Consider the following 12,108-nt stretch of genomic DNA (forward strand, 5'->3'; position numbering starts at 1 on the left):
ACGGGATATGAATAAAAAGCTCGCGTGGATGGGGTACGATGTGACTTGGTGGATTGGCCGAACGTTCCTGGGCATCGGTCCTAAGCACCTGCAGGTGTATCTTGATCAATTTTGCTATTATTACAATCGCGGCCGATCCACCCTCTACGTTCAATTACTCGCCGATTGCATCCATTCTTCCACGATCACTTATAATGAACTCACGAAATCTAGCGGCCGTTCCCGGTCTGGCAGACTGACGCGAGCTTCACGACAACCATCGCTTAAGCTTGGATGATGTGCCCCTTTTCGAACGGAACGAGGCTAATCCCTCACCCTCCACAATCTCGTTCTTTTTTCAAAATAGATCTCAAACTGAGTCATGGGGATACCTAACAAGCTGCTGAACCCTAATTCACAGCCTCGAAGATGATCAACTGATTAAACGGGATAACTAGCGCTAAACGCTATACCAGATTTCTGAGCTGTCGGGATACCGACAAATGGAAGATAGGTCATGGCCGATCTCCCAGGAGGCGTACGACTAACCTGACTGAACGGGATACCGGCAAAAGAGCGGAAATGGCACTACATATCTATTCAGAAATGTGGTGCACTAAAAACTGAATAGATGGGATAGCGGCAAAAGAAGAGAAAAGATGCTATAGATTCAGAATTCGGCGCACAAAAAACTGAGTAGACGGGATAGCGGCAAAAGGAGAGAAATGGTGCTATGGATTCGGAAGTCGGCGCAAGAAACTGAATAGACGGGATACCGGCAAAAGAGCGAAAAAGGCACTATGGATTCAGAATGCAGCGCACCAAAAACTGAGTAGACGGGATAGCGGCAAAAGAACGGGAATGGTACTATCATGCTTATTCAAAATGTGGCGCGGAAAAGCTGAGCGGAAGGGATAGCGGCAAAAGAGGCGGAGAAGAGGACAATAAACTCCAGAGCGGGATCGCTACAGCCGCGCTACACATTGGGTGTTCCACATTGAGTATTACACATTGAGTATTACACATCAGACATGCCCAATCGCTCTGGCCAGTTCTCTTGAATATCCGCTTTGTACGTTGCTCCCTATATGAGCTTACCTTAACCAATTTTCTGAAATAGGGGAGTGATTTTGTACTGTGATATGTGTAAAAAAGCGGCGTCATCCAGCCAGTCCGACTGACCGATAACACCACCTGATAAGGCCGATTATTCCGCATGAAGCGCGTCGAGAATGCGCTGAGCCAGCGCTTCACCGATCGATACGGCGCGAAAATCCGCGACGGACGCTTCCTTGATCGCTTTGAGCGAACCGAAATGGCTCAGCAACTGCTTCCTTCTTTTCTCTCCGATGCCCGGTATCGCGTCGAGACGGGAAGCGACCATCGACTTGGCCCGCTTCTCGCGGTGGAACGTAATCGCGAACCGGTGCACCTCGTCCTGGATGCGCTGCAGCAAGTAGAACTCCTGACTATCGCGCGGCAACGGCACGACTTCGGGCGGATCGCCCACGAGCAGCTGCGAGGTACGGTGCTTCGCGTCCTTCGCCAAGCCGCATACGGGTACGTCGAGCCCCAGCTCGTTAACGAGCACGTCCAGCGCGGCGGCGATATGCCCTTTGCCGCCGTCGACGACGATCAGATCGGGCAGGCGCTGCCCTTCCTTCAATACGCGCTCGTAACGGCGCCGAACGACTTCGCGCATCGACTCGTAATCGTCCGGTCCCTGCACCGTCTTGACGTTGTACTTGCGATACTCCTTCTTGTCGGGTTTGCCGTCCGTAAACACGACCATCGCCGACACCGCAGAGGTGCCCTGAATGTTCGAGTTATCGAACGCTTCGATCCGCGACGCGCTCGGAATGCGCAGCCAATTGGCCAGACCCTCGGCCGCCTTGGCAGTGCGCGATTCGTCCCGCTCAATCAAGCGGAACTTCTCCTCCAGCGCGACGCGTGAGTTGTCGCAAGCCATCGAGACGAGCTGCCGCTTCGAACCCCGGCGGGGAATCGCGACCTTGATCTTCAGCCAGCGGCGCAGCGACTCTCCTACCTCGGCAGCTTCGCCTTCTTCCGCGGCCTCGTGCGCCTCCGCCGCTTCGCCATAGCTTTCCTTCGTCTCGGCGACCATGGCGGTCCGGTCCGCTTCAACGGCCACGCCCGGCTGGGCGGATTTCTCGGCAGCCTCCTCGACCGATTCTTCCCCCGGCGGCGAAGGCAGCAGCACCTCGCGGGGCAATGCCGGATTATCGCTGTAATATTGCGTCACATAGCTGAGGAAGTCGTCGTACGCCTCTCCGTAGAACGGAAACACGGACATGTGCCGCTGGTTCATTTTCCCCTGCCGCATATACAAGATCTGCACGCACATCCAGCCCTTGTCGACCGAATAGCCGAACACGTCGCGGTCCATAGCATCCGCCATGTTGATCGTCTGCTTCTCCATCAACGCTTCGATCGCGACGATCTGGTCACGGTATTCTTTTGCCCGCTCGAATTGCAGCTCTTCGGCGGCCTGCTCCATCTTGCGCTTCAGCTCTTTTTTGATTTCCGTGTGCCCGCCGTTCAGAAACTTGGCGATTTCCCCGACCATGTCGTCGTAAACGGACGGCTCCACCGGATATTCGCAAGGCGCCACGCACTGGCCCAGATGATAGTACAGACACACTTTGTCCGGCAGCGAATTGCATTTGCGCAGCGGGTACATCCTATCGAGAAGCTTCTTCGTCTCCTGGGCGGCAAAGGCGTTCGGATAGGGGCCGAAATACTTCGCCTTGTCCTTGACGACTCGCCTTGTCACCTCAAGCTTCGGATGCTTTTCGTTCGTGATTTTCAGGTAGGGGAACGACTTGTCGTCCTTCAGCAGCACGTTGTATCGGGGAAAATGCTCCTTGATCAAATTGCACTCAAGGATCAGCGATTCCGTATTGCTGGCCGTCACGATGTACTCGAAATCGCGGATTTCCGAGACGAGCCTTTGCGTCTTGCCGTCGTGGCTTCCGGTAAAGTAGGAGCGCACGCGGTTTTTCAGCACTTTGGCCTTGCCAACGTATATGATTTTTCCTTCTTCGTTTTTCATCAAATAACAGCCGGGCTGGTCGGGAAGCAGCGCCAGCTTGTTGCGAATGTTCTCCATCGCTTTGTCCCGACTCGCGGTAGAATTCAGGATATCCAAGAAACGTACCTCCTTCTGGCTTGATCTCTCTATGTCCGGCCGGATAGAACACCCGTTCCTCCCATTGTAGCACATTCGGGCGATGCGCCGCCTCATCGGTTTTTCCGTTGTCGCAAACTTGTCACCTATCGTTCGGGGGAATACTTTACAACAAAAAGCGATGTTGGGTATACTGTAGTTATCGAATGCGTGTCAGGAGGCTTACCAATGGCAAATGTTACCGATCCGCGCCAGCACGTCAACGAAGAGCCGCGCGACGATTTGTTCGACGTAGCGACGGGCTTTGGAGTGATGTTCGGCTTCATGTTCATCGTGTTCACGGTCGCGGTTGTCGTTAAATTCATCATTTCTTGATCTGAGAAAAAGAGCAAGGGGCTGTCCCGAAACGGGGCGGCCCCTTTGTATTACGATCCGATAAAAACGAAAATGGAAGAGGCCCGCTCTCTCATAGAGCGGAGTTGCCTCTTCCATTCCCGTGCGCGCCCAGCGGCAGGCGGTCGAACAAGTGACGCGGCGTCCTACGAAGATTGCGAATTAATCGATTCGCGCTCTTTCTTCGCGCTTCTGGCCGCATCGTCATAGCGTCTTCTTTCCTTGCGCTCGATCTGCACGATTCGGCCGTCATGAACGACAATGTTGACCTCGCCGTACTCCAGTCCGTTGACCTGTTCGGCGATGCGTCCCAACCAACGTTCGTCTACTTCTACCGGTTTAGCCATTCTGTTCTCCTCCGTTTCGTATTGTGCGACGTTTATTAACGGCTTTCTTCGCTCATGCGGCCTTCAAGCACGGACTTGATGATGAGTGTGACGACGGCCAGTACCATCAGCAGCGAAGCTACGGCGAACGCGGCACTGAATTGATATTCGTTGTACAAAATTTCGATATGCAGCGGCAGCGTGTTCGTCTCGCCCCGAATATGGCCGGACACGACCGACACCGCTCCGAATTCGCCCATCGCTCTCGCGTTGCACAGAATCATGCCGTACAGCAAGCCCCACTTGATGTTCGGCAGCGTCACCTTGAAGAATACCCGCCAGCCCTTCGCACCGAGGCTGACCGCCGCTTCCTCGTCCGTGACTCCCTGCGTCTCCATGAGCGGAATCAGCTCTCTCGCCACAAACGGGAATGTAACGAACATTGTGGCGATAACGATCCCCGGCGTAGCGAAAATAATATCGATATCGTGCTTGTCGAGCCACGGCCCGAGCAAGCCTTGCGCGCCGAACAGCAATACGTAGATCAAACCGCTCACGACCGGCGATACCGCGAAAGGCAAGTCGATCAGCGTGACGAGCAGATTTTTCCCGCGAAACTTGAACTTCGTAATCGCCCAAGCCGCCGCCAACCCGAAAATCGTATTCAACGGGACGGCGATCAGCGCCGTAATCAGCGTCAATCTCAAAGCCGACATCGCGTCCGGGTGAGTTAAGGCGCTCAGATAAGCCTCCCAGCCTTTGCGAAACCCTTCGACCAATACCGCCGCCATCGGAAGCAGCACAATCAGAGAGAGGAACAGCAGCGCAATGCCGATCAGCACGTACTTCACGATTCCGGGCTCCGACAGATGCGGCTTCACCGCATGTTTTTTCGAAGTCCGCGGATTTGTAACGATTCCCGCCATGTCCGATCAGGCCCCCTTCACGGTGCGAAGGCGGCGATTGCTCCACCTTTGCAAAATGTTGATGACCAACAGCAGCGCGAAGGAGATCAGCAGAAGCACGACGGCGACCGCCGCGGCTTGCGCGTATTGGTACTGCTCGAGCTTCGTAATGATCAGCAGCGGCGCGATCTCCGTCTTCATCGGCATGTTGCCGGAGATGAACACGACCGAGCCGTATTCCCCGATGCCGCGGGCGAACGCCAGCGCGAAGCCCGTCAGCAGCGGAGGAATCAAATCGGGCAAAATGATTTTGAAGAAAATGCGCAGCCGGTACGAACCGAGCATGACCGCCGCTTCCTCCATATCGGATTCCAGATCCTGCAGCACCGGCTGCACCGTTCGCACGACGAACGGAATGCCGATGAAGATCAGCGCGATCGTGATTCCGATCGGAGTGTACGCCACCTTGATGCCCAAAGGCTCGAGCAGGGAGCCTACCCAGCCCTTGGGCGCATAGATGGTCGTAAGAGCGATGCCCGCGACCGCCGTCGGCAGCGCGAACGGCAAATCGATGAGACCGTCGATGATCCGCTTGCCGGGAAACTCGTAGCGCACGAGCACCCAGGCAAGCAGCAATCCGAAGACGAAGTTGACCGCCGCCGCGACGAATGCGGTCGTTAAGCTTAACCTGTAGGAGGCCACGACGCGCGGATCGGACACGGTCTTCCACCACTGGGCGGCCGACAGGTCCGCCGATTTGATGGCCAGCGCCGCCAGCGGAATCAATACGATCAGGCTGAGATAGAGGATCGTAAAGCCCAGCGTGATGGAAAATCCGGGCAATATCCGTTCTTTTTTTCGAAAACGTGTCATGATGCCGCGTTAACCTCCTCCCGGCCCTTGGTTAGGATCCCGGGGTATAAATTTGGTCGAACGTGCCTCCGTCGGAGAAGTGCTTCGATTGCGCTTCGTTCCAACCGCCGAAGTCCTGGTCGATCGTCAGCAGGTTGAGTTCGCCGAATTGGTCTTTGTATTTGTCGGCAACCGATTGAAGGCGAGGACGGTAGAAGTTTTTCGCCGCGATCTCTTGGCCTTGCTCGGTGTACAAGTATTGCAGGTATTCCGTTGCCGCTTCCCGCGTGCCTCTCTTGTCGACGTTTTTGTCAACGAGGGCGACCGGCGGTTCAGCCAGAATGCTCAGGGAAGGCGTTACGATCTCGTAATTGTCGCCGAACTCCTTCAGAGCGAGATACGCTTCGTTCTCCCACGCCAGCAGCACGTCGCCGATTCCTTTTTCCACGAACGTCGTCGTCGATCCGCGGGCTCCCGTGTCGAGCACCGGCACGTTCTTGAACAGCTTCTTCAGGAAATCGAGCGTCTGCGCTTCGTCGTAGCCGAGCGTTTTCGTCGCGAAGCCCCAAGCGGCCAGATAGTTCCAACGCGCTCCTCCCGACGTTTTCGGGTTCGGGGTAATGACCTGGATGCCGTCCTTGATCAGATCGTCCCAGTCCTTGATTGCTTTCGGATTGCCTTTGCGCACGAGGAAAACGATCGTGGACGTGTACGGCGTGCTGTTCTGTTCGAACGTTGTCTGCCAGTCGGGCTTGAGCAGTCCCGGCTCCACTAACGCGTCGATATCGAAGCCAAGCGCCAAGGTGACGACATCCGCGTCCAATCCGTCGATGACCGAGCGGGCTTGCTTGCCCGAGCCGCCGTGGGATTGCTTGATCGTGACGTTGCCTCCGGTTTTTTCTTTCCAGTATTCAGCGAAACTTTTGTTGAACTCTTCATACAGCTCGCGAGTAGGGTCGTAGGATACGTTAAGCAGTTCGATGTCTTTCGGAACTTCTTTGCTCGGTTCCGCCGAAGCGCTAGGCGATTCGCTTGCGGAAGCCGACGCGCTGGGCGACGCTGCATTGGACTTGGACGGTTCGCTGCTATTGTTTTTGGAACCGCATGCCGCAAGTACGGTAACGATCAGTGCCGCTATAAGTACCAAGCTAAAAGTTTTAAATGATTTCATGTTCATCCACCCCAACCATTTCAATGTGTTTTTGCGTTTCCGTCGCTCCGGATGGCCATTCCGGTAGCTCGAGAACCGATTTCTCGTTCGCGTGCCCGCCAACTGTGTGCTGTTCGCGAAACCCGCTTTCATCAACAATACCCATATACCATGTAAATCATATAAACTTACTTGGTATTGGTGAAATCTTAACAGGGTGGCAAGTCGATTGTCAATAAGTGTCTATAAAAAAAACTGATAAATCCATTTTGAAAAAAAGTGGCCTCCCTCCGATGTGCTTTCACATCGAGAGGAAGGCCCTCATGTCCCGTAAAACAGTTCGAGATTATTTCCCGGAGCCGCGATGGTTGCGCCCCCGGACGTGGATGACGTCGACGAACGAACGGATGCGGTCCATCAACCGCTGCCCCTTGTGCATTTCTTCGCCTTCCTTGTGCGTGAAGCTGAAGTGCTTCTCCAGATCCTCCAGATCGTGATTGGACGTGTAGAAGGTCGGCTTGCGGTTCATCCGATGGTTCAGAATCGCGCCCAGCACGTGGTCGCGCACCCAAGGCGTCAAATTTTCCGCGCCGATATCGTCGAAGACGAGCAGATCGGCTTCCTTCATCATAGTAATCGTCTCTTTCAGCTTCTGCGGCTCGAACATGAGCGCTTTGGCGTCCTCGACGAATTCGGGCATGTACACGATGACGCCGGAGTAGCCTTTTCTCGCGAGCCTATGCAGCAAGTAACCGGCGAGATACGTCTTGCCGGTGCCGAAATTGCCCTGAAGATACAATCCGCGAGTCGGCAGGCCCGACTCTTCCGCCCGGTCGGCGTATTCCTGAAGCTGGTCCACGGCCATCGCCCGGTTCGCATCCAGGCGGATCATCTCTTCTTCATCATAAAACTGCCCTAACGTGGAATTGTCCAAGTACAGGCTCGTCACCCTGCGGCGGATTCTCTCCTGACCTTCGAATGCAATCCACTTGGAGCAGGGGGTTTTATAGTCGTTGATCTGCCAACGGCCGTTTAAGCTTTCGCACGAAATGCCGGTGGAATGGCCCTGCATGTCGTTCGGACAAGCTTCAAGCCCAGGACAGGCCTGGCAGTTGCGATGTTCCTTGGTCATCTGGTAGAGGCGATTCAAGTTCAGGCGCAGCGCCTGATCGTCCAGCTCGGGATAGCGTTCGCGCAGGTCGACCACGAGCGGATCGGCCAACACCTGCGCGGCGATGTCTCGCCCTCGTCCCGACTGCGGACCGAACGGCAGACGGCGCAAAGCTTCCTGTAACGATTCCATTCTCCGTGCCTCCTCTCGAGCCGCTTAACTTAACCGGCATTATTTTTTGCTCTTTCGTTCTCTCGCCCGGGCCAGCATCCGTTCCAGCTCTTCCGGAGTGACCTCCGCCGCTGGTCCTGTATCCTTGACGACGGACATCGCGGGCTTGCGGCGCCCGCCCCCGCGCGATCCGGCCGCTGCAGCCGCGCCGGAGGGCTCGTCCCCGCGGTTTTTGCGGTCGAGCGCTTCGTTCAGCTTCTCCTGCTCGCGAATATACCTGATCGCCTTCTCGATCGTGTCGATGCCTTTGGCCAGCATGTTCGAAGCGATCGCGTCGACGAACGACTTCGTCAGCCGCTGCGCTCTCCCGAGCGAGAACACGTAGTGGATCAGCACGTTGATGACCGGCTCGGGCAGCTTATAGCTTAAGTCGATTCGCTCGAATACGCGCACGAAGTTGTCCGGCACTTCCCCCGGAAAATAGCGCGCCAGCATCCGCGTGTACGGCTCCCTGCGAAGCATCTCGTTGTAGCGCTCCACGGCGACTTTCTCTTGGAACCTCTCCGGGATGTCGAGCAGCAAGGACGGAGGAATCGCGACTGGCTCGTCCGCCGGCATCCCCCCGGGCCTTTCTTCCCCTCTCGCGAGAAACCGTTCCCGCTCTTCCGCACGCTTGCGATCCTGCCGATACATCAGGTTCGCCCGATGCTGCAGGTCGTCCCATTGCAGCGTGCCGTCGTGGCGGAACATGCCGTCTTCGTCGAGCAAACGGCAAATCTCCGGCACTTCCAAGTCATATTTGTACGCCAAATAATTGATCTGAGCCATCGCCTGCGGCGCGCGATTCAGCCTCTCCACGAACACCCGGTTCGCCGAACCTCGCGGAAATCGCAGGATCATCTCGCTATGGCGAATCCGTTCCGCCGGACGGAACGAAGGGGCTTCCTTCGCCACGGCGCTCTCGGACCAGCCCGCTTCGAGCTCCGGATCGACCTGCCCGGGGCTGATGCGGAAAATTTCCGAGAAGTGAACGGTCGCTTCCTCCCGGTTGACGAACCGGGCGAGCTCCGACGGCGGCTCCGGAGCGAAAACGTCGCGCAGCTCCAGCAGCGCGCTCTTGCCGATCTTGTCCCGCAGCAGCAGCGTCAGATGCTCGCTCGCGAAAAACTCGCCCGGACTGAGAGGGGCGACAAGAACATATTCGTACAGCGTTTCCTCTGACAACGGATTATGATGGCGGTATACTTGCAGCAGGCCGACCGCTTCCAGCCGGGAAGCCGCGTCGACGACCGACTGCCGGCCGCCGGCGTTCAGCTCCATCCCCAGTCCGAGAAACAGCTTGCGCTGCGACTCCGGAGCCGATATTCCGGAAGCGTCTTCGGCGATCTGATGATAGAGCAGCTGGTAGAAAGCGGCCGAAACCGCGCCCGCCATCGGCTGGTACAGGCTGACCAGCGCTTTCCGGTCCAGGCCGCTGAGCGCAAAGTCCCTGCTGACGATGAACCGGTGATTTTCCGTAAACTCCATTAAATTCGACACGCGCATCGCGGGATCGACACTCTTTTCTTCAAAGTGATGATCCTTCTATTGTAGCATAGAATTCAAGATTCGCGCTCTTCGATTCGCTGCCGTTGTTTGCCTCCGAACACCCACAGACGATACCCCGCATAGTTCACCGCAAGGGAGACAAAAACCGAAACCGCCTTGGCCGCAGCCGCCTCCAGCCCCGCGTGTTCGAGTGCGAGCAGCACGGCCGTGGCCGCCGCGAACGACGCCGCGTTCACGAGGACGAAGCGGACCATTTCGGCCGCGCTCATCTTGTTTCGTACCCGGAACGTCCAGTAGCGGTTCAGCAAGTAGCTGTTCACCGTGCCCGCCAAATAGGATACGGCCTGCGCTCCCGCGGACGGGAAGCCCAATCCGTATACCAACGCACAAAAAACGGCGAAATCCACTCCCGTGTTCAATCCGCCCACGAGCGCGTACTTCGCCATTTTCAACCCTTCCGATAGCCGGAGCATTTCGACTCCTCCCGATTCCGCTCAGCCTCGCTCCGTTCGCGAGGTTCAGAACATTTTATACCCGCCGCGCCGCAGCGCGCGGATCGCCCAGCCGCTCAAATAAGCGCCGACGCCGCCGGCCACGATCAGAATCGTATCGGATACGAGCAGCGATTGTATATTTTCGGTAACGGTCAAATCATCCTGCCACAGCTGCCAAATGCCGAGCGGAATGACGACGATCACGAACAGCCAGAGCGGGAACCAGGTTGTCTTAATCAGCATGTTCAGAATAAAGCCGATGCCGAAAAACAGCACCAAGCAGAGCAGCGAGCCGATAATCCCGAACAAGATGCCACCTACGACTCCACCGATCATTGCGCAAACCCTCCAAAAGTCAGACTCTTTTCCAGTTTACAAGCTGGTCGGGCCCCAGTCAACGCGGAGGGTGTGAATGAGCTGTGAACAAAACGTCGAAAATGTCGTTTTCTCCCGTCAATGCGGCTGCGGACGTTTGCCCCTCGCTCGCCCGTTGGGCTACAATGGGAATAAACCGCTTGGACAAGGAGAGATGATAGATGAGCGAAGCCGCTCAAACATTGGATGGATGGTACGTGCTGCACGACCTGCGCACGATCGACTGGCAAGCCTGGAACGCCGCGACCCCCGCGGAAAAAGACGCCGCGCTGGACGAGCTGGCGAAGCTGCGCGCGGAATGGACGGCGAACGAAGAGCGCAAGGAAGGCAGCTACGCATTCTACTCGATCGTCGGCCAGAAAGCGGACTTCATCCTCATGCATCTGCGGGAGACGCTGGAGGAGCTGAACGAGCTCGAGAACGCGTTCAACCGTTCGAGCTTTGCCCGCTATACCGTTAAAGCTTACTCCTACGTCAGCGTAGTCGAGCTGAGCAACTATATGGGAGCTCCCGGCGTAGATCCGCTGCAAGTGCCGGAGATCGTCGCCCGCCTGAAGCCGACTTTGCCGAAGAGCAAGCATATTTGCTTCTACCCGATGAACAAGAAGCGCAATCTCGAGGACAACTGGTACATGCTGCCGATGGAAGAGCGCAAGACGCTGATGAGAAGCCACGGCATGATCGGCCGCGGCTACGCCGGCAAGGTGAAGCAGATCATCTCCGGCTCGGTCGGCTTCGACGACTGGGAATGGGGCGTGACGCTGTTCTCCGACGACGCCCTGCAGTTCAAGAAGCTCGTCTACGAGATGAGATTCGACGAAGTCAGCGCGCGTTACGGCGAGTTCGGATCGTTCTTCGTCGGCAATCTGCTGACCGAAGAAGCGTTCTCCCGCCTGCTGCCCGGCAGATCGCTTCCGCAGTAACGTTAGCCACAGGAAGGATCGCTGCAGCCCGACTGAGTCCGGTTGGAACAGTAAACGGAGACTCAGCGAGGCTGCAGCCCGACTCAGTCGGGTTAGAGCAGTAAACGGAGACTCAGCTAGGCTGTAACCCGACTCAGTCGGGCTAGAGCAGTAAACGGAGACTCAGCTAGGCTGCAGCCCGACTCAGTCGGGTTGGAGCAGTAAACGGAGACTCAGCTAGGCTGTAACCCGACTTAGTCGGGCTAGAGCAGTAAACGGAGACTCAGCGAGGCTGCAGCCCGACTCAGTCGGGCTAGAGCAGTAAACGGAGACTCAGCGAGGCTGCAGCCCGACTCAGTCCGGTTAGAACAGTAAACGGAGACTCAGCGAGGCTGTAACCCGACTCAGTCGGGTTAGAGCAGTAAACGGAGACTCAGCGAGGCTGTAACCCGACTCAGTCGGGTTAGAGCAGTAAACGGAGACTCAGCGAGGCTGTAACCCGACTCAGCCCGGTTGGAGCAGAAATACTCGGGCTGACAGAACTGTAAGCCGACCGGATCGGGCAATAGCAGTCACTCGACGAATAAGCAAGCTATACTTGAAAGTTCCAAGAACCGATTCCCGGCAGATAAACACCCTATTAGGAAGCCCGTTTTGCAGGTAAGCGTCAAACCCTACCCACCTTCGTTCTTTGCAGCAACCATGAGATAATCCTCCTCAGAATCAATTCGGGGGAGGATATTTTATGGCCAGA

Annotated in this window: 11 protein-coding genes; 2 read left to right on the forward strand and 9 right to left on the reverse strand. The window is 56.4% G+C overall.

Translation table 11 applies throughout. The features are described 5' to 3' along the window. Window positions 1–1,186 precede the first annotated feature (1,186 nt). Complete coding sequence (gene uvrC, locus B0G52_RS34855) at window positions 1,187–3,109, reverse strand: excinuclease ABC subunit UvrC (protein ID WP_233163365.1); 1,923 nt, start codon at window positions 3,107–3,109, stop codon at window positions 1,187–1,189. Between the two features lie 246 nt (window positions 3,110–3,355). Between uvrC and B0G52_RS34860 the strand changes: the two genes are divergently transcribed. Continuing rightward, window positions 3,356–3,502: a YqzM family protein gene (locus B0G52_RS34860; RefSeq protein ID WP_094051053.1), complete on the forward strand. Its 147-nt coding sequence runs from the start codon at window positions 3,356–3,358 to the stop codon at window positions 3,500–3,502. A gap of 164 nt (window positions 3,503–3,666) precedes the next feature. Here B0G52_RS34860 and B0G52_RS34865 read toward each other — a convergent pair whose 3' ends face one another. The 8 genes from B0G52_RS34865 to B0G52_RS34900 all read right to left on the reverse strand — a co-directional run bounded on the left by B0G52_RS34865 (window position 3,667) and on the right by B0G52_RS34900 (window position 10,413). After that, window positions 3,667–3,867 carry a YezD family protein gene (locus tag B0G52_RS34865; protein WP_094051054.1) on the reverse strand — a complete coding sequence of 67 codons (201 nt, stop codon included), beginning with the start codon at window positions 3,865–3,867 and terminating at the stop codon, window positions 3,667–3,669. A 35-nt stretch (window positions 3,868–3,902) separates the two neighbouring features. Next, window positions 3,903–4,772 carry a sulfate ABC transporter permease subunit CysW gene (cysW, locus tag B0G52_RS34870; RefSeq protein WP_094051055.1) on the reverse strand — a complete coding sequence of 290 codons (870 nt, stop codon included), beginning with the start codon at window positions 4,770–4,772 and terminating at the stop codon, window positions 3,903–3,905. Window positions 4,773–4,778: 6 nt separating this feature from the next. Further along, window positions 4,779–5,624, reverse strand: coding sequence for a sulfate ABC transporter permease subunit CysT (gene cysT / locus B0G52_RS34875; protein WP_094051056.1), 846 nt, complete (start codon window positions 5,622–5,624; stop codon window positions 4,779–4,781). A gap of 31 nt (window positions 5,625–5,655) precedes the next feature. After that, entirely contained in the window at window positions 5,656–6,774 is a 1,119-nt protein-coding gene (locus B0G52_RS34880; protein ID WP_369827189.1) for a sulfate ABC transporter substrate-binding protein, read from the reverse strand. Window positions 6,775–7,099: 325 nt separating this feature from the next. Beyond that, window positions 7,100–8,056 (reverse strand): ATP-binding protein, encoded by a 957-nt coding sequence (locus tag B0G52_RS34885; protein ID WP_094051057.1) that lies wholly within the window; start codon window positions 8,054–8,056, stop codon window positions 7,100–7,102. Between the two features lie 39 nt (window positions 8,057–8,095). Next, a complete protein-coding gene (locus B0G52_RS34890) occupies window positions 8,096–9,580 on the reverse strand; it encodes a DnaD domain protein (RefSeq protein ID WP_094051058.1) in 1,485 nt (494 codons plus the stop codon). 56 nt (window positions 9,581–9,636) lie between these two features. Then, a complete protein-coding gene (locus B0G52_RS34895) occupies window positions 9,637–10,056 on the reverse strand; it encodes a GtrA family protein (protein ID WP_094051059.1) in 420 nt (139 codons plus the stop codon). 45 nt (window positions 10,057–10,101) lie between these two features. After that, window positions 10,102–10,413: a YuiB family protein gene (locus tag B0G52_RS34900; RefSeq protein ID WP_094051060.1), complete on the reverse strand. Its 312-nt coding sequence runs from the start codon at window positions 10,411–10,413 to the stop codon at window positions 10,102–10,104. Between the two features lie 200 nt (window positions 10,414–10,613). Between B0G52_RS34900 and hemQ the strand changes: the two genes are divergently transcribed. Further along, window positions 10,614–11,375 carry a hydrogen peroxide-dependent heme synthase gene (hemQ, locus tag B0G52_RS34905; RefSeq protein ID WP_094051061.1) on the forward strand — a complete coding sequence of 254 codons (762 nt, stop codon included), beginning with the start codon at window positions 10,614–10,616 and terminating at the stop codon, window positions 11,373–11,375. The last annotated feature ends 733 nt before the right edge of the window (window positions 11,376–12,108 follow it).

This window comes from Cohnella sp. SGD-V74 (genome assembly GCF_003001675.1).
GTDB lineage: Bacteria > Bacillota > Bacilli > Paenibacillales > Paenibacillaceae > Cohnella.